Below are 20291 nucleotides of genomic sequence, written 5' to 3'. Positions count from 1 at the left end.
CAGTGATCAGGGCAGCGCCGCGACGACGGACAGCTCCACCAGGATCTGCGGCTCGCACAATTTGGCCTCTACCGTGGCGCGGGCCGGGGCGACGCCCTTGGGCAGCCATTTGTCCCACACCGAGTTCATGCCGGCGAAGTGCGCGTCGATGTCCTTCAGGTAAATCGTCACCGACAGCAGGCGGCTCTTGTCGGTCCCGGCCAGGTCGAGCAGTCGCTCGATATTGGCCAGTGTCTCGCGCGTCTGCTGTTCGATACCGGCACTCATGTCGTCGCCGACCTGCCCTGCCAGGTAAACGGTGCCGTTGTGCACGACAACCTGACTCATGCGGTCATTGGTGAGCTGGCGCTGGATTGCCATGTTTCGCGGACTCCTGGGGTTTGCTGCCATAACGGGAAATATCGAGGCCTTCGGCGCTGATCTGTGGCTTTTTCTTTGCCATCAGGTCCGCGAGAAGGCGACCGGAACCACAGGCCATGGTCCAACCGAGGGTGCCGTGGCCGGTGTTCAGGAACAGGTTCTTGAACGGCGTCGCCCCAACGATCGGCGTGCCGTCCGGAGTGGTCGGGCGCAGGCCGGTCCAGAAACTGGCCTGGGCCAAATCGCCGCCCTGAGGATAAAGGTCGTTGACGATCATCTCCAGGGTTTCGCGCCGGCGCGGGTTGAGCGAGAGGTCAAAACCGGCGATTTCCGCCATGCCGCCAACGCGGATACGGTTGTCGAACCGGGTGATCGCGACCTTGTAGGTTTCGTCGAGGATGGTTGAAGTCGGTGCCATCGCCGGGTTGGTGATCGGCACGGTCAGGGAGTAACCCTTGAGCGGATACACCGGCGCACGGATACCCAGCGGCTTGAGCAGTTGCGGCGAGTAGCTGCCAAGCGCCAGGACATAACGGTCGGCGGTTTCCAGCTTGCCATCGATCCACACGCCATTGATTCGGTCGCCGGCGAAATCCAGGCGCTCGATGTTCTGGTCGAAACGAAATTGCACGCCGAGCTTCACGGCCATTTCCGCCAGGCGAGTGGTGAACATCTGGCAATCGCCGGTCTGGTCATTGGGCAGGCGCAGGGCACCGGCAAGGATATCGGTGACATTCGCCAGGGCCGGTTCGACGCGGGCGATGCCTTCGCGATCGAGGACTTCGAACGGTACGCCGGATTCCTTCAGAACAGCGATGTCCTTGGCCGCGCCATCAAGCTGGGCCTGGGTGCGGAACAGTTGGGTAGTGCCGAGGCTGCGGCCTTCGTAGGCGATGCCGGTTTCGGCGCGCAGTTCATCGAGGCAGTCACGGCTGTACTCGGAAAGCCGGACCATGCGCTCCTTGTTGATGGCATAGCGGCTGGCGGTGCAATTGCGCAACATCTGCGCCATCCACAAGTATTGGTCGATGTCGGCGGTGGCCTTGATCGCCAGCGGTGCGTGACGCTGAAGCAGCCATTTGATGGCCTTGAGCGGCACGCCCGGCGCGGCCCACGGCGAGGCGTAACCCGGCGATACCTGGCCGGCATTGGCGAAACTGGTTTCCATGGCAGGCGCCGGCTGACGGTCGACCACCACCACTTCAAACCCGGCACGCGCCAGATAATAAGCACTGACGGTACCGATGACGCCGCTACCCAAGACCAGAACGCGCATGTTGAAACCCTCATCGCGGATAACCGCTGACGTTTGTTGTACAAACCTTAGATGCGCGCAGTGTAAAAAAGATCAGCCAGTGCTTTTCACTATATAAATGCCTATATTTGGCGAGAATTCTCGGCAAGAACCCTTTTCACGGAGGCGCATCACCTGTGCGGACCAACACTCAGACCAAACGCGAGCTGGACAAGATCGACCGCAACATCCTGCGCATCCTTCAGGCGGACGGGCGAATTTCCTTCACCGAACTGGGCGAAAAGGTCGGCCTCTCCACCACGCCGTGCACGGAGCGGGTGCGACGGCTGGAGCGCGAAGGCATCATCATGGGCTACAACGCCCGGCTCAATCCGCAACACCTGAAGGGTAGCCTGCTGGTGTTCGTCGAGATCAGCCTGGACTACAAATCCGGCGACACCTTCGAAGAGTTCCGACGCGCGGTGCTGAAATTGCCTCATGTGCTCGAATGTCACCTCGTGTCGGGGGACTTCGACTATCTGGTGAAGGCACGGATCTCCGAGATGGCCTCGTACCGCAAGCTGCTGGGCGACATCCTGCTCAAGCTGCCCCATGTGCGCGAGTCCAAGAGCTACATCGTGATGGAAGAGGTGAAAGAGAGCCTGAACCTGCCGATTCCGGATTGAGTCTGGCTCCAGGCCGCTATCGCGAGCAAGCTCGCTCCCACACAGGTAGGTGGCGAACGCTTTCTTGCGAACAACGGAGATCCCTTGTGGGAGCGAGCTTGCTCGCGAAGGCGGCGACCCGGTATCCCTGGCAGTTAAACCAACACCTGCCGAGTGCTGGCCATGTACTCATGGATCTGCTTCTCGACGCGCGGATGGATCAACTCCACCGGCCGCCGGCCATTGGGGCACGGCAAGGTCGCCGTGGTGCCGAACAGCCGGCAGATCAACGGCCGCTCGTCATACACCGTGCAGCCGTTCGGCCCCAGGTGTACGCAATCGAGCGCTTCCAACGCCGCGTCCTGCTCGGCGCGGCTCTTGCGCGGCAGGCGGGCCATTTCCTCGGGCGAGGTGGTCACCGGACCGCAGCAGTCGTGACAGCCCGGAACGCACTCAAACGTCGGGATCTGCTGACGCAACGTGCGGATTTTTTGACTGTTGCAGCTCATCGAGGCGATTACCGGATCGGGACAGCCCCGGATTCTGCCTTAAAAACCGCAGGCCAGACAGCACCAGCCGACCAGTGTTGCCGACCGGGGAAAGCACGGCTTATGCTCCGTAAAATTTCTCAAACACAAAAATCAGGATTACGCACATGAACGCCCGTGTTCAGCAACCTGTCCCCAGCCACGCGCACGCCGCCTCTTATTACGCCGCCAGCAGCCTGCCGCAGCCGGACCATCCGGCGTTGCAAGGCGAGTTGGTAGCGGACGCCTGCGTGGTGGGCGGCGGGTTCTCCGGGTTGAACACAGCCATCGAACTGGCCGAGCGCGGGATGAGCGTGGTCCTGCTTGAAGCACACAAAATCGGCTGGGGCGCCAGCGGACGCAACGGCGGCCAGCTGATTCGCGGCGTTGGCCACGGTCTCGATCAGTTCGCTCCTGTCGTCGGCACCGAGGGCGTCCGTCAGATGAAACTGATGGGGCTCGAGGCGGTGGAAATCGTCCGACAGCGGGTCGAGCGTTTTCAGATTGCTTGCGACCTGACCTGGGGTTATTGCGACCTCGCCAACAAACCCGGCGACCTCGAGGGCTTTGCCGAAGACGGCGAAGAGCTCCGCAGCCTGGGCTATCGCTACGAGACCCGGCTGCTGCAGGCCGATGAGATGCACAGCGTGGTGGGCTCGGACCGCTACGTTGGTGGCCTGATCGACATGGGCTCGGGGCATCTGCATCCGCTCAACCTGGCGCTGGGCGAAGCGGCCGCTGCGCAACAACTGGGGGTCCGACTGTTCGAGGGATCGGCTGTTACCCGCATTGACTATGGGCCGCAGGTGAAAATCCACACCTCTCAAGGTTCGGTCCGCGCCAATACCCTGGTGCTGGGCTGCAACGCCTACCTCAACGGCCTGAATCAGGAATTGAGTGGAAAAGTATTGCCCGCCGGCAGCTACATCATCGCCACCGAACCACTGAGCGAAGCCCAGGCTCAAGCCCTGTTGCCGCAGAATATGGCCGTCTGTGACCAACGAGTGGCATTGGATTACTATCGACTTTCGGCAGATCGGCGCTTGTTGTTCGGCGGCGCTTGTCATTATTCGGGGCGTGATCCGCAGGACATTGGCGCTTATATGCGTCCGAAAATGCTCAAGGTGTTCCCGCAACTGGCGGACGTGAAAATCGATTATCAGTGGGGCGGGATGATTGGCATCGGCGCCAATCGCCTGCCGCAGATTGGCAGGCTGAAAGACCAGCCGAACGTGTATTACGCCCAGGCCTATTCCGGTCATGGCGTGAACGCCACACACCTGGCGGGCAAACTGTTGGCTGAGGCGATCAGTGGACAGCAAGGCGGCGGTTTCGACCTGTTTGCCCGGGTACCGCACATGACCTTCCCGGGCGGCAAGCATTTGCGCTCGCCATTGCTGGCGCTGGGGATGTTGTGGCATCGGTTGAAAGAACTGATGTAACCGTGGCGAGGGAGCTTGCTCCCGCTGGGTTGCGTAGCAGCCCCAAGCTCTGGCGGTCGCTGCGCAACCGAGCGGGAGCAAGCTCCCTCGCCACAGTTTTCTTATCGATTCAAAGCCGCCAGAACGGCTTCAGGCCTTCCGCCCGTGCCTGCTCCCGGCTCAGCCCGATGTCACGCAACTGTTCGGTCGACAGATCCAGCAAGGCTTTGCGTGTATGCAAACGATGCCAGAACAGGCCCCAGCGACTCAGGTCGGCTGGAGCATTGCGCAAATCCCCGCTACGCAGCCCCTTCTCCTGCCCCGCCGCCAGTTCCTGACTGTGTAACGTCAGCCGCACATCGCTCAAGCCGTTCATTTTGATCGCTCCTGTTTACTTGGGTAGCCAGAGGTTTCATGATGCGCGGACGGCAAAAAGCGATACAGATCCAACCAATATCTTTTACATGCATACAGATAGGCTATTTTCACGGCTGAATTGAAGTTTTTCAGCTCATCTGTATCGGTCGCTGCTTTCACCTGATCAGGACTACGCCATGACGCTCTACGTGAATCTCGCCGAGTTGCTCGGGACCCGCATCGAACAAGGCTTCTACCGCCCCGGCGACCGGCTGCCCTCGGTGCGAGCCTTGAGTACGGAACATGGCGTCAGCCTGAGCACCGTCCAGCAGGCCTACCGCGTGCTGGAAGACAACGGGCTGGCCACGCCGAAACCCAAATCAGGTTATTTCGTCCCGGTCAGCCGTGAGCTGCCGGACCTGCCGGCAATCGGCCGTCCAGCCCAGCGCCCGGTGGATATTTCCCAGTGGGACCAAGTGCTGGAACTGATACGCGCAATACCTCGCAAGGATGTGGTACAGCTGGGCCGTGGCATGCCGGATATCCATTCACCCACCATGAAACCGTTGCTGCGCAGCCTGGCGCAGATCAGCCGGCGACAAGACATGCCCGGTCTGTATTACGACAACATCTACGGCAACCTCCAGTTGCGCGAACAGATCGCCCGGCTATCCCTGGATTCCGGCTGCCAACTGACAGCCAACGACCTGATCGTCACCACCGGCTGTCACGAAGCGCTGTCGGTCAGCATTCGCGCGACCTGCGAACAGGGCGATATTGTCGCAGTGGATTCACCCAGCTTTCACGGCGCCATGCAGACGCTGAAGGGCCTGGGCATGAAAGCCCTCGAGATTCCCACCGACCCGCTCACGGGAATCAGCCTGGAGGCACTGGAGCTGGCATTGGAACAATGGCCAATCAAGGCCATACAGTTGACGCCCAGCTGCAACAACCCGCTGGGCTACATCATGCCGGAGGCCAATAAGCGCGCCTTGCTGACCTTGGCCCAGCGTTTCGACGTGGCCATTATCGAGGACGATGTGTACGGGGAATTGGCCTACACCTACCCGCGACCACGTACGATCAAATCCTTCGATGAAGATGGCCGCGTCCTGCTCTGCAGTTCTTTTTCCAAGACGTTGGCGCCAGGCCTGCGGGTCGGCTGGATTGCGCCCGGTCGGTACCTTGAGCGCGCGCTGCACATGAAGTACATCAGCACCGGATCTACCGCGCCGCAGCCTCAGATCGCCATCGCGGAGTTCCTCAAGAACGGGCACTTCGAACCCCATCTTCGCCGCATGCGCACGCAATACCAGCGCAATCGCGACGTAATGATGGATTGGGTGAGCCGGTACTTTCCCCAAGGCACCCGCGCCAGCCGCCCCCGTGGCAGCTTCATGCTCTGGGTCGAGCTGCCCGAGGGTTTCGACACGCTGAAGCTCAATCGCGTGCTGCATGACCAAGGTGTACAGATCGCCGTCGGCAGCATCTTTTCGGCGTCAGGCAAATACCGCAACTGCCTGCGCATGAACTACGCGGCCAAGCCCACGGCGCAGATCGAAGACGCCGTGCGCAAGGTCGGCACAGCAGCCAGCCGACTGCTGGCGGACATGCCCGATGGCTCCTGAGCGTTGCGTGCCAACATCCAAGGCACCGCTGGGCTCAGCCTTCCTGGCAAACCACCTCAAGACGGTCATAGGGTTCGGTTGAAGCGGGTAATTGGCGGGCATCGAATTCCAGACGGCAGATTCGCTCATCGGCACGTGTCACGTTGAGCCGAACCACGTCGGGGGCATCCTCCAGGTAGACCAGGCCAGCGTCGACTACCGTCGTCAGGTACTGCCCTTCATGGTCATAGACGCCCAAGCCTTTCGCCACGGGCGTCCCTTCTTCGTTGCGCACGTACAGCATCAGACGGCGAACCATGCCGGCCTGGAAGTCGAGCCGCGGCACCGCGCCACGCGCGGCGCGTACTTCTTGGAAACCGTTAGGTACCTCGACGTTGCCCGGCAAGCTCACCGTGTCGATTTCAATGCGGCTCGCCTGGTAGGCCGGCAACGCGGCCGCCACTGCACGCCCCGCGCCGTCGGTCCAGACGGGCCCCTGGGAAGTGCCAATCTTGATTCCCGCAGAGTCGCCGACCTTGAGCAGGCCAAACGTGTCGCGCAGCGGATACGGCGAAGGCGTAACGCCCTCCTCATGCAAAGCCAGCCCGCCGCGCAACGCCAGGTCATAATGGCGCGCTCCCGCGCTGGTCTGGGCATATCCCAGTTCGGCGCTGGTGTAACGGGGCAAGGCGTTAAGCCTGGCATTGAGGTCGTTCCGGCCAGCGGCGGAACGATCGGCACCGATGCTGTAACCCAGGCTGTCACTGACCTGCTCGGTATAGCGCGCGCCCGTACGCAATCCTCTAGAGTCATCATGGCGAGTAGAAATGCTCAGCCTTCGATTGCGTCCCAAGGGCACGCCAATATTGGCGAACACACCGGTCCGGCCTGCCTGTTCAGCCCGGTCATGCTCGACACTCAACGAAAACGTCGCCCAGTCGAATGCCCGTGACCATGCCGTACTGATGCGCGAATTGCCGTTCCCGCCCGCGCCTTTGTAGCGAGTCAGCGATCCGCTGACTGCTCCCCACGACGAATCCGCCCGCCTCAGCGATAGACTCCAGTGATGGGTCGCCCGGGCAAGCGGATCACCAACGGCAGGGTCGAGACTCGCCTCGGACAGATATCGAAACCCGGAACTGCGCTGGCCGGCCGTCAGTCCGACGGTTAGCCCAGCGCCCGCCACGGTGTTGAGCGTAGCCTGCATTTCTTGGCCACGGGTGCCTTGCGCCGTGCGTGAACCGAGTTGCTGCAGGCCTAGTATTGTCGTTCGGGTCAATGCCTGTGAGATCCCCCAGCCCATGGACTGGTAACCTTCGGCCCCCATCCACCCTGCGCTTGTCTGGGTCTGCGGTCCCCATCGCCAGTCCCGGCTGGCAGCAAAGAAAGCCGGCGTGTCACGCTCGCTCCCAGGGAACTGCCTGATCTTGCCTGCCGCCAGCCCATAACTGGACACAGCCCCGAGCCTTACCGGACGCACATCCGCGGCGGGCACATGAAAGTCGCGACGTTCGCCGTTCTCTTCAAACACGCTGACTTCCAAGTCCACCCGGTCACTGATCAACGGTAAATCGCGCAGTGTGAACGGCCCCGCGGGCACCAACGTGGTGTAGATCACTATTGCGCTCTGGCGGACCTCGACCCTGGCCGTCGAATAGGCCAGCCCGTGGACCAGCGACCCGCCCCCCAGTCCATCCGCACCCGCCGAAAGCGCATTTTCAGGAAAGATTTGCACACCCGTGAAAGGTCCTGTGGAAAACAACGGCGAACGCATATTCAACTGGCCCAGTTGAATATGCGCATCGAAGCGCTCCCACGTCTTGGATGCCTGGGTGTACAACGTCTCGAAACGCGTTACTCCCTGGAATGACGTGTAGTTCTGACGACTGCGGACCACCCAGTCTCCCGCGTTGAAGCCCAGTTCGGTGCCCACGCTGCGATAGGCACTGGACTGGCCGGCGGCGGAGCCGGCAATGACTAGCGCGTCGTAGTTCAATACGCCGGCCATCCCACCCGAATCCCAGCTTCCACGGCTCTCGGTGGGCCTCAAGAGCCAGTCTGCGGGGACCACCAGATGCACAAGGTTTTGCCCTGGATCAAGCCGCACCTGAGCGCCGGCCAACCCTTGGTCAACAGACACGCACTGCGGATCGTCAGCGCCGGGATACGCATTAAGCGACGCGGCAATCCCCGCGCGCTCAAGCAGGTTCGCATCGAGGCACAACTGCCCTTCGCCATCGAACATTGCCATGACCTGCCCGGATGGAATGCCATTGACGCTCAAGGCGACACGATGGCGTCCAGCAGCAAAGCGTGCGGCGCGGCGAAAATATTCGGCAACATCCGGGTCGACTCCCCGCGCCCGCAGCACCGAGCGGTCAAATTCAGCGGATGCTTGTGCCGAGGCTTCGGCCCGGGCAGTCGACATCAAGACCAGGCTGCCGACGAGCCGCCAAAGGACACCCGGGCGCATTATTGCAGGCTCAAGCGTGCGTCATGACTGGCAGCCGCGAACCCGTAAGTGGTGGCTGGAAACAACCGCACATGGGTGCCCAGGCTCGAGGGGGTGGTGAACGTCAACGTTTCCCCGGGCAAAATATAGGTACGCCCCAGATCAAGTGTCGTACCGCCTGGAATCAAACTCACTGATCTTGCCAGCCTCACGACGTAGGGGCTGGGATTGCTCACGCTGACCTGCCCGGTCTTGGCGCTCCAGACCAGTCGCGTCCAAGGCATTCGCTCAATCGCCAGGTGCGCCGGACGAATAATGACCGGAATGTTCTGACGCACGCCCATGGAAATCTGTGCGCCACCCGCCGCTGGACGCGCCTTGATACCCTCGAACACCACGCGTTTGAGGCGCTCCGTCTGCAAAGGAGCGCGACTGTGCAGGATAAAACGCACCTGCTGGCTCTGCCCGGGTTCGACCCGAGCCACGGGCGGATTGACCAGAAGCAACGGCTCCGAGTCTTCTGGAACATCCAAGACAGAGCTGTAAAGCAGCGCCGGTCGTTCATCGGTGTTCTTGATATTCAGAGTCGCCTCACCCTTGCCCTGGTCGACAATCACTACCGGCGTTTCCGGGACCATTCCAGCGGCCTGGGCGCCGGAGGCTATAAATGGCAGGCACAACGCCGCCACCGTGTTCAATACCGGTAAGCAATTTCGCAAAAACATGGAAATCTCCAGAAGCACCGACCGAGACATGCCTGGCATGTCCCGTCGGCAGCAAACCAACCCGCCGGAGCGCAGACCTTCAGGTCACTGCAGGCCTTTCAAACGCTCACGACGCTCCGTCACTTCAGGCGTCAGAGGTAAAACACATCGAACGTGACCGAACCATCAAGATCGAACTCATCCGTAGTCGGCGGCAACTCGGAAGTGGCACGGATGGCCGCGGCGACTTTCATCGGCAACGTGTGAAGACGAGCAGCAGCAGGGCCGGATGCCGAGCTTGAACCCCAGGAGTAAGTCGTCGGCGAATTGGTAATCAAACCATTGGTCGGAACACTCCAGCTCGGATTGGCCAGCGTTCGCGCCAGCAGAATCTGCGGAACGCCGTCAGTCCGCGGCAAGCCACTCAACAGACCGAAACCACCGATTCCAACCCCCTGGGTGCTGCCCAGGCCGTAATACAGTTCGTCGCCCGAACGACCATTGAAAGCCAGACCGGGCACCTTGGATGCACCGCGATTATCGGTGACGGCGATCTCCACGGATGCCGGGGCGCTACAGGTGATTTGCAGACTGATATCCCGCGGGGGAAGATCGTTCTGCCTGTCGGGAGCCAGGGCCGAAGAGAAAATCCGACCTAGATTGACATCGCTACCGCCGGCAAATGCCGGAATGCAGGATGTCGGGATAACTCGGCCTGTCACGTTCAAATCAACACTGGCCGCCTGGGCGATCAAGGGTGTAGAGGCAACGGCCAAGCAGGTGGCCAAGAGTCGTTTTTTCATAGTCACGTACCTGCAAAAGAGAAAGGGATACAGCCATGCAATGGCATCGGGGAAAGAGAACCAACCACCCCCTGCCAATGCCTGCGTATCGTTGCTCATCAGGTAGGATTTTTATGTAGGAAAAGACCTTGCAAGGATCTGGCTTTTTCAACGTGGCTTGTGGCTTTTCCAACTTCTGAAGCGGGTTCCCACAGCCTGAGGCGTCGTATCCCGCAAACAGGATGAATCACAAAGCCATGCCATACTTCCTCGCAACGATCCGGGACGACTTGATTTGAGACCACATCTGGCCCTGCCTTTCGCTCTGCTGCTTGCTGCGCTTCTCTGCGGCTGTACGAGCCTGGACATTACTCGCGAGCCCAGCCAGGCATTGCCAGCGGCGAGTTCGGCATTTGGTCGCTCGGTCCAGGCGCAAGCTGCGCCTCATGAGGGTCGCTCGGGTTTTCGCCTGTTGTCGGACAGCACCGAGGCCTTCACCGCCCGTGCCGAATTGATCCGCAACGCCCAAAGCAGCCTGGACTTGCAGTACTACATCGTCCACGACGGCATCAGCACGCGAATGCTCGTGGATGAATTGCTCAAGGCCGCCGACCGGGGCGTGCGCGTGCGCATCCTGCTGGATGACACCACCAGTGACGGCCAGGATCAGATCATCGCGACGCTCGCCGCGCACCCAAACATCCAGATCCGCCTGTTCAACCCTTTGCATCTTGGCCGAGCGACCGGCGTGACCCGCAGCCTTGGACGCCTGTTCGACCTGTCATTGCAGCATCGCAGGATGCACAACAAGTTGTGGCTGGCGGACAACAGCATGGCGATTGTCGGAGGCCGCAACCTGGGGGATGAGTACTTCGATGCCGAACCCAACCTCAACTTCACCGACATCGACCTGCTCGGCGTCGGTCCGGTGGCTGAACAATTGGGGCACAGCTTCGATCAGTACTGGAACAGCGCGCTGAGCAAGCCCATCGAGCAATTCATGTCCCATCGGCCTACCGCCAAGGACTTGGCCAACAGCCGATTACGCCTGCAGGAGTCCCTGGAGCAGACGCACAAGGAAAACCACGCGCTGTACCAACAGTTGACCGCCTACAAGACCCAACCGCGCCTGGACACCTGGCGCAGCCAACTGACCTGGGCCTGGAACCAGGCATTGTGGGACGCGCCGAGTAAAGTCCTGGCGAAAGACGAGCCGGACCCGCAATTGTTGCTGACCACCCAACTGGGCCCGGAGCTGGCCGGCGTCAGCAAAGAACTGATCATGATCTCCGCCTATTTCGTGCCCGGCCAGCCAGGCCTGGTGTACCTGACCAGCCGCGCCGATGCCGGCGTGTCGGTGAGCCTGCTGACCAATTCCCTGGAAGCCACCGACGTGCCCGCCGTACATGGTGGCTATGCGCCGTATCGCAACGCCCTGTTGCAGCACGGCGTGCGCCTGTTCGAGCTGCGTCGACAACCGGGCGACAACGGCAGCAGCCCGCATCTGTTCTACAGCAAGTCCTACGGCGAATCGGACTCCAGCCTCCACAGCAAGGCGATCATCTTCGACCAGCAGAAATCGTTCATCGGCTCGTTCAATTTCGACCCGCGCTCAGTGCTATGGAATACCGAAGTCGGCGTCCTGGTAGACAGCCCGGAACTTGCCGGCCAGGTGCGCGAGCTGGCATTGCAGGGCATGGCGCCAACCCTGAGCTATCAGGCCCGCCTCGATGATGCCGGAAAGCTGATATGGACCACCGAAGACAATGGCAAGCTGCACGACCTGGACCGTGAGCCGGGCAGTTGGTGGCGCCGGTTCAATGCCTGGTTCGCCACGACGATCGGATTGGAGAGGATGCTGTAGAGATCGACTGCTTTCTGGTAGACCGCCTCTGTGGCGAGGAAGCCTGCTCCCGCTGGCCCGGTCCGACGCCTCGGGCGAAGCGGTCCCGGCTTTTGCGGTTGGCGCAACCGAACGGGAGCAAGCTCCCTCGCCACAGGTCGCTTCTATCTTTCAGGCAGTCTGCGTCGCCCCGAACGCGCCTTGGCGCAGCAATAGAATCACCAATCCGAACGCCCCTGCCGCCATGAACAATGGCAACGCATGCCCGCTGACCCACTGGCTTCCCGCGCCTGCGATCAGCGGACCAACCAGGCACCCAATCCCCCACAGTTGGGCGATATGGGCATTGGCCCGTACCAACGCATCGTCACGATAACGCTCGCCGATCAGAATCAACGACAACGTGAACAGCCCGCCCGCGCTGGCACCAAACAGCACCCACAACGGCCAGATGAGAAGCGTGTCGATCAACAGCGGCACCGCCAGGCTCGAGAACATCAAGGCGACCGCGCACCCGGTAAACAGCGAACGGCGTGACAGGCGATCAGCCAAGGCGCCAATGGGCAGCTGCAGCAAGGCATCGCCGACCACCACGGTGCTGACCATCGCCAACGCAACATCCGCACTGAAACCCTGGCGCAAGCAATAGACCGGCAGCAACGTCAGGATCATCGCTTCGAAGGCGGCAAACAAGGACACGGCCCAGCCGATCGCCGGCAGGCCTCGACAAAAGCCCCACAAATCCTTGAGCGTGACACTGTTGGCTTCGCTGCTGGGCGCGCCACTGCGACCGAGCAACAACAAGGGCGCGCCCAGCAATAGGCCGACGCCCACCCAGAAGCCGTAGTCGTGATCGGTGCCCAGCGCCCCCAGCAGCAACGGACCGGACAACTGGCTCAAGGCATAACTGCTGCCATACAGCGCAACCAACCGCCCGCGCCATCGCTCGATGACCAACTGATTGATCCAACTCTCACCCAGAATGAACACCAGGGTCAGGACCACGCCAATCACCAGCCGCAGCAGCAACCAGACCGGATAGCTGGGCAACAGCGCCAGCAACCCGATGGACAGCGCTCCGGCCCACAGGCACAAGCGCATCAGCGCCGCCGTACCGAAGCGCGCCGCCAGCCGGCTCGACACCTTGGCCCCTACCAGCACGCCAACCGCCGGCATGGCCGCCATCACACCGATGGCGAACGAGCCATAACCCCAGCCTTCCAGGCGCAGCGACACCAGGGGCATGGTTACGCCCAGGGCCAGGCCGACACTCAGGACAGAAGCCAACACGGCGAAATAAGTCGCCCAACGCATTTCCACGCTCCTGTGGATTCAGATTTCAAGCCTTGCACACAGCAATGTGGGAGCGGGCTTGCTCGCGAAGGGGGAGTACCAGTCAACATAACCGTTGAATGTTAAACCGCCTTCGCGAGCAAGCCCGCTCCCACAAAGGATCAGCGCTGCATGAAGCCCCGGTCAGAGCTTGATCCAGGTCGCCTTCAGCTCGGTGTACTTGTCGAACGCATGCAGCGACTTGTCGCGACCGTTACCCGACTGCTTGAAGCCACCGAACGGCGCGGTCATGTCGCCACCGTCATATTGATTGACCCACACGCTGCCGGCGCGCAGTGCCTTGGCGGTCAGGTGAGCCTTGGAGATGTCCTTGGTCCATACCGCCGCCGCCAGGCCATAAGGCGTGTCGTTGGCGATCTGGATGGCTTCTTCGGCGCTGTCGAAGGCAATGACCGACAACACTGGGCCGAAAATCTCTTCCTGGGCGATTTTCATCGCGTTGCTCACGCCGTCGAAAATCGTCGGCTCGACATAGGTACCGCCGGTTTCCTCGAGGATCCGCTTACCGCCCGCCACCAGCTTGGCGCCATCGCTGTGACCGGCCTCGATGTAGGACAGCACGGTATTCATCTGCTGGGTATCGACCAGGGCTCCGACATTGGTGGCCGGGTCCAGCGGATTGCCGGGTTTCCAGCCCTTGAGCGCCTCGACCACCAGCGGCAGGAACGTGTCCTTGATGGAGCGCTCCACCAACAGCCGCGAACCGGCGGTGCAGACTTCGCCCTGGTTGAAGGCAATGGCGCTGGCGGCGGATTCGGCGGCGGCTTGCAGATCCGGCGCATCGGCGAAGACGATGTTCGGGCTCTTGCCGCCGGCCTCCAGCCAGACGCGCTTCATGTTGGATTCGCCGGAATAGATCATCAATTGCTTGGCGATCTTGGTGGAGCCGGTGAACACCAGCGTATCGACATCCATGTGCAAGGCCAGGGCCTTGCCAACGGTGTGGCCGTACCCCGGGAGGACGTTCAGCACGCCTTTCGGGATACCGGCCTCCATGGCCAGGGCAGCGATGCGAATCGCAGTCAGCGGGGATTTCTCGGAGGGCTTGAGCACCACCGAGTTGCCGGTGGACAGCGCCGGGCCGAGCTTCCAGCAAGCCATCATCAACGGGAAATTCCACGGCACGATCGCGCCCACGACACCAACCGGTTCGCGGGTCACCAGGCCCAACTGATCGTGGGGCGTAGCGGCCACTTCGTCGTAGATCTTGTCGATGGCTTCGCCGCTCCAGCTCAGCGCCTGGGCCGCGCCAGGAACGTCGATGTTCAGGGAGTCGCTGATTGGCTTGCCCATGTCCAGGGTTTCCAGCAGGGCCAGCTCTTCGGCGTTCTGCTTGAGCAGGCCGGCGAAACGAATCATGGTGGCCTTGCGCTTGCTCGGTGCCAGGCGCGACCAGACGCCGGAACTGAAAGTCGCACGAGCGTTTTCGACGGCGCGCTGGGCATCAGCCACGTCGCAACTGGCTATCTTGCCCAGCAGGCGGCCATCGACCGGGCTCAAACAATCAAAGGTTTCGCCGGACACCGCATCGGTGTATTCACCGTTGATGAAGGCGCGGCCTTCTATCTTCAGGTCGCGGGCGCGCTGTTCCCAGTCGGCACGAGTCAGGGTGGTCATGCGAGTGTCCTCCTCTTATTGGTAGGAACGCCGCGTCCCGCGCAGCGTTCAAGAATTCCTGCCGCGCCAGCCTGTTTACGGCGTTGTTTTCGGCACGGGGCATCCACCACCCTAAACCAGCCGCTGGTAATGTTTCAATATATTTGACACAACCCAGGCAAACGGCCTTGCGATGTTCATTTTAATAAACATAGACTCGAGGCCTTCCAAGCCATCACCGGAGACCAAGCGCATGAGCATTCAGGACATCGTCGATTTTGGCCAGGCCAATACGCCCGCCGATCGTTATCGCCCGGACCCGGCCAAGGTACTCAAGGGCGATCCCGAACAAGCGGTGTTCAACCACTACAGCAGCCCCTGCGGGCAAATGAATGCCGGGGTCTGGGAAGGCGCCGTCGGCCAGTGGACGGTCAACTATACCGAGCATGAATACTGCGAGATCGTCCAAGGTGTCTCCGTACTGCGGGACAACGATGGCTACGCCAAGACCCTGCGGGCGGGCGATCGCTTCGTGATCCCGGCCGGGTTCAAGGGCACCTGGGAAGTGCTGGAACCGTGCCGCAAGATCTATGTGGTGTTTGAGCAGAAGGCTTGAGGATTTTGTGTTGCCTGGACTGGCCCCATCGCGAGCAAGCTCGCTCCCACACTGGACTGTGTGACGCCTGGACTCCTGTGGGAGCGAGCTTGCTCGCGATGAGGTCCTGACAGACAGAAAAAAGACAACAAAAAAGGCCCGTATCTCGCGATACGGGCCTTTTTCGTAAAGAGGGAAAAATCAATTACTTGATTTTGCCTTCCTTGTAGATCACGTGCTTGCGAACAACCGGATCATATTTCTTGATCTCGATTTTGTCCGGGGTAGTACGCTTGTTCTTGTCGGTAGTGTAGAAGTGACCAGTACCGGCGCTCGAGATCAAACGAATCAATTCACGCATGATTAGCTCCCTTAAACCTTGCCATCGCGACGAAGTTCGGCCAGCACGACACTGATGCCACGCTTGTCGATGATGCGCATGCCCTTGGCAGATACGCGCAGACGTACGAAACGTTTCTCTTCTTCAACCCAGAAGCGGTGATGCTGCAGGTTCGGCAGGAAACGACGACGGGTTTTGTTGTTTGCGTGGGAAATGTTATTCCCAGTCACCGGACCCTTACCGGTAACTTGACAGACTCTAGACATGCCTCAGCCCTCTAAAACCACATGCCCAACCCGGCATGGGTTGGCCGCTTAATCTCTCAGTCATTTGGCGCCAGGCGCCGCGTTTCTTTAAGGGTCTTACCGGCTACACCTACAGTGAAGGAACCGGGCCCCTAGAAAAGAGCGCTGCTTTATACCAGAAAGACCCAGGCACAACAACAGCCGTTGTGATTTGTCTTCCTGGGGAATCTTCGAGCAAGCGCCCCGGACGGCGGGGGCAGAGGCTGGCGCAGCCCTTTACCGCTCGTCGCTGCACGCAGGTAATTTTTCACTGGCACCCGATGGGAACCTGAGTACAGCGCCGCAGAGTGCCGGAAAATGCAAAAAGGGGATAGTCATTTACCGGCGAGCCCACTAGGGTAGGCCTTTTCCAGACTGCACTCGCAGATGGGCCTCCGACCTGCACAGGAAATCAATCATGCGCCTCGCTGCCCTACCCTTGTTGCTCGCCCCTCTGCTGATCAGCCCGCTGGCCCAGGCCGCCGCCCTGAGCGTGTGTACCGAGGCCAGCCCGGAGGGGTTCGATGTCGTTCAATACAACTCGCTGACCACCACCAATGCTTCCGCCGACGTGCTGATGAACCGCCTGGTGGATTTCGACACGGCCAGCGGCAAAGTGGTGCCGAGCCTGGCCAGCAGTTGGGACGTCTCGCCCGACGGCCTGACCTATGTCTTCAAGCTGCGGCCACAGGTCAAGTTCCATCACACCGACTATTTCACACCGCGCCGCGACCTGACGGCCGAAGACGTCAAGTTCAGCTTCGATCGGATGCTCGATCCGGCCAACCCTTGGCATAAAGTTGCGCAAAGCGGCTTCCCCCACGCGCAGTCCATGCAACTGCCTGCGCTGATCACCAAAATCGACGCACTCGACCCGCTGACGGTGCGATTCACGCTGGACCACGCCGACTCAACCTTCCTGGCCACGCTGAGCATGGGTTTCGCGTCGATCTATTCAGCCGAATATGCCGACCAGTTGATGAACGCCGGCAAGCCGGAACAGCTCAACAGCCAACCCATCGGCACTGGCCCGTTCATTTTCAACCGCTTCCAGAAAGACGCCTCGATTCGCTACAAGGCCAACAACGAATATTTCGGCGGCAAGCCTCAGGTAGACCCCCTTATTTTCGCCATCACCCCGGACGCCAACGTCCGATTGCAGAAATTGCGGCGCAATGAATGCCAGATCGCACTGTCGCCCAAGCCTCTGGACGTACAGGCCGCCAAGCAAGAGCCCACGTTGAAAGTGGAACAGACTGACGCCTTCATGACCGCCTTCCTGGCGATCAACAGCCAGCATCCGCCATTGGACAAGCCTGAAGTCCGCCAGGCGATCAATCTCGCCTTTGACAAGCCCAGCTACCTCAAGACCGTTTTCGAGGGCACCGCCGAAGCGGCCAACGGCCCTTATCCACCGAACACCTGGAGCTACGCGAAAAACCTGCCCGGCTATGCCCATGATCCGGCCAAGGCTCGGGAGTTGTTGGCCAAGGCCGGTTTGAAGGAAGGCTTCAAGACCACTATCTGGACTCGCCCCTCCGGCAGCCTGCTCAACCCCAACCCGAGCCTGGGGGCACAGTTGCTGCAATCGGACCTGGCAGAGATCGGCATCCAGGCGGAAATCCGCGTGATCGAATGGGGCGAGCTGATCCGCCGCGCCAAGGCCGGCGAACATGACCTGTTGTTCATGGGCTGGGCCGGGGATAACGGCGATCCGGACAACTTCCTCACCCCGCAATTTTCCTGCGCCGCGGTGAAGTCCGGGACCAATTTCGCCCGTTATTGCAACCCGGACCTGGACAAGCTGATCAGCGCCGGCAAGACCACTGGCGAGCAAGGTGTACGCACCAAGCTCTACGAACAGGCCCAGGCGCAGATCCAGCAGCAGGCCCTTTGGCTGCCCTTGGCGCACCCCACCGCCTTCGCACTGACCCGCAAGGATGTGCAGGGGTATGCGGTGAGCCCGTTTGGGCGCCAGGATTATTCCAAGGTCAGTCTCAAGTACCCCCCCCCCACCCCACCCCCTGTGGGACCGCGCGTGCTCGCGAGGGCGGCGTATCAGACGACATTGATGTTGGCTGACCGACCGCTATCGCGAGCAAGCTCGCTCCCACAAGGGTTTCGTATCGTCAGATCGGGCTCACATCCACCCATACTCCGCCATGGACAATGGCTCCCCATCGCCAACGATGAAATGGTCCAATACCCGCACATCGATCAGCTCAAGCGCTTCCTGAAGCCGCTCGGTGAGCGCTCGATCGGCTTGGCTGGGCTCGGTGTTGCCGGAGGGGTGGTTGTGGCACAGGATCACGGCAGCGGCGTTGTGGGCCAATGCCCTCTTGACCACTTGCCGGGGATGGACACTGGCGCTATCGATCGAGCCGCGAAACAGCGCCTCGAAGGTCAGCACCTGGTGCTTGGAATTGAGAAACAGGCAACCAAACACCTCGTGGGGCTCGTGGCGCAGCATTGATTTCAGATAGTCACGGACCGCGAACGGGCTTTCCAGCGTGGTCTTCTCCCGTGCCCGTTCAGCCAGATGCCGACGACTCATTTCCTGAGCGGCCTGAAGCTGGGCAAACTTCGCCGGCCCGAGCCCCATATGGTTACTGAAGGTGATCTGATCCGCTTCAAGCAGCGCGCGCAGGCTGCCAAATTGGATCAAGAGTTGTCGCGCCAGGTCCACCGCGCTTCTGCCCGCCACACCCGTGCGTAAAAATATCGCCAGCAACTCGGCGTCCGAAAGGCTCCCCGCTCCCGACGCCAATAACCTTTCCCGCGGCCGCTCGGCCACGGGCCAATCCCGAATACTCATGGCATCTCCCTGATAGTGGGCGCCGCTGTTCCGTAGCGGACGCTGTGATATCTTAGCCCATCTTTTTTGCAGGCGATTTGCACCCAGGCAGGCTCATGCCGAGGGTTTCGCCCTGCACTGACCACTGAAATCGAAAGGCAGGCCTATGCAGCGGCTGTATCGGAAACGCATCGTTCTGGGCGTCGGCGGCGGCATTGCTGCCTACAAGAGCGCCGAGCTGGTTCGCAGGCTTATCGACCAGGGCGCGGAAGTGCGGGTCGTCATGACCCGTGGCGGCAGCGAGTTCATCACGCCGCTGACCATGCAGGCCCTGTCCGGCCACCCGGTCCACCTGGATCTGCTCGACCCGGCGGCCGAAGCCGCCATGGGTCATATCGAACTGGCCAAGTGGGCCGACCTGGTGCTGATCGCCCCGGCGACGGCCGATCTGATCGCTCGCCTCGCCCAAGGCATTGCCAATGACCTGTTGACCACCCTGGTGCTCGCCACCGACGCAGTGGTCGCCGTGGCACCGGCCATGAACCAGGCGATGTGGCGCGACCCAGCCACCCAGGCCAACCTGCAACTGCTTGAAAGCCGCGACCTGAAAGTCTTCGGCCCGGCTTCCGGCAGCCAGGCCTGCGGCGATGTCGGCATGGGCCGCATGCTCGAGGCCACCGACCTGGCCCAGTGCGCCGCCGACTGCTTCAAACGCGAGGCCCTGACGGGCAGGCACGTGCTGATCACCGCCGGGCCGACCCAGGAAAACATCGACCCGGTGCGCTATATCACCAACCACAGCTCCGGAAAGATGGGCTTCGCCCTGGCCGAAGCCGCCGTGGAGGCCGGCGCCCGGGTGACGCTGATCACCGGCCCCGTGCACCTGCCAACGCCGGACCGCGTGACCCGTATCGACGTGGTCAGCGCCCGAGACATGCTTGCAGCCTGCGAAGCCGCCATCCCGTGCGACCTGTTCATCGCCTCGGCGGCAGTGGCGGACTACCGCCCTGAAGTCGTCGCCCCGCAAAAATTGAAGAAAGACCCTACGAGCGGCGACGGCCTGCTCCTGCAAATGGTGCGCAACCCTGACATCCTGGCCACCATCGCCACCCGCCCCGACCGTCCATTCAGCGTGGGCTTCGCCGCCGAAACCGAACACCTGCTCGATTACGCCGCGCGTAAGCTCAAGGACAAGAATCTGGACCTGATCGTCGCCAATGACGTCGCCAACCCGAGCATCGGCTTCAACAGCGAAGAAAACGCCTGCAGCGTGATCGACCGCCAGTTGCACGCCACGCTTTTCGCCCAGACCAGCAAGGGCAAGATCGCCCGCCAACTGATCACTTTCATCGCCGAACGGCTGAACCAGGTTTAATT

Annotated in this window: 18 protein-coding genes and 1 pseudogene; 7 read left to right on the top strand and 12 right to left on the bottom strand. The window is 61.2% G+C overall.

Going from position 1 to position 20291, the window contains the following annotated elements:
* Positions 1-6 precede the first annotated feature (6 nt).
* Positions 7-360, bottom strand: coding sequence for a RidA family protein (locus JMN22_RS01440; protein ID WP_030138198.1), 354 nt, complete (start codon positions 358-360; stop codon positions 7-9).
* Positions 332-1636, bottom strand: coding sequence for a D-amino acid dehydrogenase (dadA, locus tag JMN22_RS01435; protein ID WP_030138199.1), 1305 nt, complete (start codon positions 1634-1636; stop codon positions 332-334). The genes JMN22_RS01440 and dadA overlap by 29 nt, the downstream gene beginning before the upstream one ends.
* 155 nt (positions 1637-1791) lie before the next feature.
* On the opposite strand from dadA, the gene JMN22_RS01430 reads away from it, so the two are divergent.
* Positions 1792-2280 (top strand): Lrp/AsnC ligand binding domain-containing protein, encoded by a 489-nt coding sequence (locus JMN22_RS01430; protein ID WP_003206849.1) that lies wholly within the window; start codon positions 1792-1794, stop codon positions 2278-2280.
* Between the two features lie 134 nt (positions 2281-2414).
* Here JMN22_RS01430 and JMN22_RS01425 read toward each other — a convergent pair whose 3' ends face one another.
* Complete coding sequence (locus JMN22_RS01425; RefSeq protein WP_198796221.1) at positions 2415-2768, bottom strand: YkgJ family cysteine cluster protein; 354 nt, start codon at positions 2766-2768, stop codon at positions 2415-2417.
* A 146-nt stretch (positions 2769-2914) separates the two neighbouring features.
* Here JMN22_RS01425 and JMN22_RS01420 point away from each other — a divergent pair, with 146 nt between their 5' ends.
* Positions 2915-4228, top strand: a complete 1314-nt coding sequence (locus JMN22_RS01420; RefSeq protein ID WP_198796220.1) for an NAD(P)/FAD-dependent oxidoreductase — start codon at positions 2915-2917, stop codon at positions 4226-4228.
* 109 nt (positions 4229-4337) lie between these two features.
* Here JMN22_RS01420 and JMN22_RS01415 read toward each other — a convergent pair whose 3' ends face one another.
* Positions 4338-4583 carry a DUF1127 domain-containing protein gene (locus JMN22_RS01415; RefSeq protein ID WP_030138202.1) on the bottom strand — a complete coding sequence of 82 codons (246 nt, stop codon included), beginning with the start codon at positions 4581-4583 and terminating at the stop codon, positions 4338-4340.
* A 178-nt stretch (positions 4584-4761) separates the two neighbouring features.
* Here JMN22_RS01415 and JMN22_RS01410 point away from each other — a divergent pair, with 178 nt between their 5' ends.
* Complete coding sequence (locus JMN22_RS01410; RefSeq protein ID WP_198796219.1) at positions 4762-6192, top strand: aminotransferase-like domain-containing protein; 1431 nt, start codon at positions 4762-4764, stop codon at positions 6190-6192.
* A gap of 34 nt (positions 6193-6226) precedes the next feature.
* Here JMN22_RS01410 and JMN22_RS01405 read toward each other — a convergent pair whose 3' ends face one another.
* The 3 genes from JMN22_RS01405 to JMN22_RS01395 all read right to left on the bottom strand — a co-directional run bounded on the left by JMN22_RS01405 (position 6227) and on the right by JMN22_RS01395 (position 10229).
* On the bottom strand, positions 6227-8644 hold the full coding sequence (locus tag JMN22_RS01405) for a fimbria/pilus outer membrane usher protein (protein WP_198796218.1): 2418 nt from the start codon (positions 8642-8644) through the stop codon (positions 6227-6229).
* On the bottom strand, positions 8644-9348 hold the full coding sequence (locus JMN22_RS01400; protein WP_033864412.1) for a fimbria/pilus chaperone family protein: 705 nt from the start codon (positions 9346-9348) through the stop codon (positions 8644-8646). Before JMN22_RS01400 ends, JMN22_RS01405 begins: the two co-directional genes overlap by 1 nt.
* 131 nt (positions 9349-9479) lie before the next feature.
* Positions 9480-10229, bottom strand: a complete 750-nt coding sequence (locus JMN22_RS01395; protein WP_225936077.1) for a DUF1120 domain-containing protein — start codon at positions 10227-10229, stop codon at positions 9480-9482.
* A gap of 175 nt (positions 10230-10404) precedes the next feature.
* On the opposite strand from JMN22_RS01395, the gene JMN22_RS01390 reads away from it, so the two are divergent.
* Positions 10405-11973 (top strand): phospholipase D family protein, encoded by a 1569-nt coding sequence (locus JMN22_RS01390; protein WP_198796217.1) that lies wholly within the window; start codon positions 10405-10407, stop codon positions 11971-11973.
* 150 nt (positions 11974-12123) lie between these two features.
* Here the strand turns inward: JMN22_RS01390 and JMN22_RS01385 are convergent, their stop codons facing one another.
* Together JMN22_RS01385 and JMN22_RS01380 are read right to left on the bottom strand one after the other, a co-directional pair.
* Entirely contained in the window at positions 12124-13266 is a 1143-nt protein-coding gene (locus JMN22_RS01385) for an MFS transporter (RefSeq protein WP_198796216.1), read from the bottom strand.
* Between the two features lie 162 nt (positions 13267-13428).
* Positions 13429-14922: an aldehyde dehydrogenase gene (locus JMN22_RS01380; protein WP_198796215.1), complete on the bottom strand. Its 1494-nt coding sequence runs from the start codon at positions 14920-14922 to the stop codon at positions 13429-13431.
* Between the two features lie 232 nt (positions 14923-15154).
* Here JMN22_RS01380 and JMN22_RS01375 point away from each other — a divergent pair, with 232 nt between their 5' ends.
* Positions 15155-15517 carry a cupin domain-containing protein gene (locus JMN22_RS01375; protein WP_030138210.1) on the top strand — a complete coding sequence of 121 codons (363 nt, stop codon included), beginning with the start codon at positions 15155-15157 and terminating at the stop codon, positions 15515-15517.
* Positions 15518-15701: 184 nt separating this feature from the next.
* On the opposite strand, the gene rpmG is transcribed toward JMN22_RS01375, so the two are convergent.
* Together rpmG and rpmB are read right to left on the bottom strand one after the other, a co-directional pair.
* Positions 15702-15857: a 50S ribosomal protein L33 gene (gene rpmG / locus JMN22_RS01370; RefSeq protein WP_003177274.1), complete on the bottom strand. Its 156-nt coding sequence runs from the start codon at positions 15855-15857 to the stop codon at positions 15702-15704.
* An 11-nt stretch (positions 15858-15868) separates the two neighbouring features.
* The gene (gene rpmB / locus JMN22_RS01365) at positions 15869-16102 is read right to left on the bottom strand and encodes a 50S ribosomal protein L28 (RefSeq protein WP_003177273.1); all 234 of its coding nucleotides are present in this window, start codon (positions 16100-16102) and stop codon (positions 15869-15871) included.
* Between the two features lie 436 nt (positions 16103-16538).
* Here rpmB and JMN22_RS01360 point away from each other — a divergent pair.
* Positions 16539-18122, top strand: a pseudogene (locus tag JMN22_RS01360) (ABC transporter substrate-binding protein); the annotation flags it as partial.
* Between the two features lie 138 nt (positions 18123-18260).
* Here JMN22_RS01360 and radC read toward each other — a convergent pair.
* The gene (gene radC / locus JMN22_RS01355) at positions 18261-18935 is read right to left on the bottom strand and encodes a RadC family protein (RefSeq protein ID WP_198796213.1); all 675 of its coding nucleotides are present in this window, start codon (positions 18933-18935) and stop codon (positions 18261-18263) included.
* A gap of 145 nt (positions 18936-19080) precedes the next feature.
* On the opposite strand from radC, the gene coaBC reads away from it, so the two are divergent.
* Positions 19081-20289: a bifunctional phosphopantothenoylcysteine decarboxylase/phosphopantothenate--cysteine ligase CoaBC gene (coaBC, locus tag JMN22_RS01350; protein WP_030138213.1), complete on the top strand. Its 1209-nt coding sequence runs from the start codon at positions 19081-19083 to the stop codon at positions 20287-20289.
* Positions 20290-20291 lie beyond the last annotated feature (2 nt).

The organism is Pseudomonas sp. HB05 (assembly GCF_016756915.1).
GTDB classification, from domain to species: domain Bacteria; phylum Pseudomonadota; class Gammaproteobacteria; order Pseudomonadales; family Pseudomonadaceae; genus Aquipseudomonas; species Aquipseudomonas alvandae.
The sequence above is the reverse complement of the archived record's forward strand: the minus strand, read 5'-3'. Positions and strand labels throughout refer to the sequence as shown.